This window comes from Oleiphilus sp. HI0080 (assembly GCF_001635135.1).
The window spans coordinates 1-551 of sequence record NZ_LWFU01000620.1 but is presented as its reverse complement, the minus strand read 5'-3'; the positions used below and the strand labels follow the sequence as shown (position 1 = coordinate 551).

Annotated in this window: 1 pseudogene; it reads left to right on the top strand. The window is 46.8% G+C overall.

The features are described from left to right. Positions 1-551: pseudogene (locus A3751_RS22890) on the top strand (DNA alkylation response protein); the annotation flags it as partial.

Sequence of the window (551 nt, the reverse complement as noted above, 5' to 3'; positions counted from 1 at the left end):
CAATCTAAACACGGATGACCTGAATGTGCTTGGTGAAATATGTGGTTCAGAAAACGTGGTCGAACTTGGTTTTCAAGCAAACGTTGTTAAGCCCGAGCTTCACACACATGATCGATATGGCCATCGGGTGGATGAAATACGCTTTCATCCTGCTTATCACGAGCTCATGACTCTATCAATGAAGCATGGTATCCACTCATCCCATTGGGAGAGCGTAGCTTCTGATCGAAATTTGGAACGGGCAGTAAAGAGCTACATGATGTGTCAGGTAGAGGCGGGACATGGTTGCCCTATAACAATGACTTCCGCGGCGATTGCAAGCCTTAAACACCAACCCGAGCTTTATGATATTTGGGCACCCAAAATCCTAAACCGAACTTACGACCCTCGAAATATACCCCATTTTCAGAAAGACAGCGTCACCATTGGGATGGCAATGACTGAGAAGCAGGGCGGCTCAGATGTTAGAAGGAACTCCACTCGTGCCTTCCCTATTGATGGAAACACAGATGGGCTTTACGAACTCGTTGGCCACAAATACTTCGTTTCAG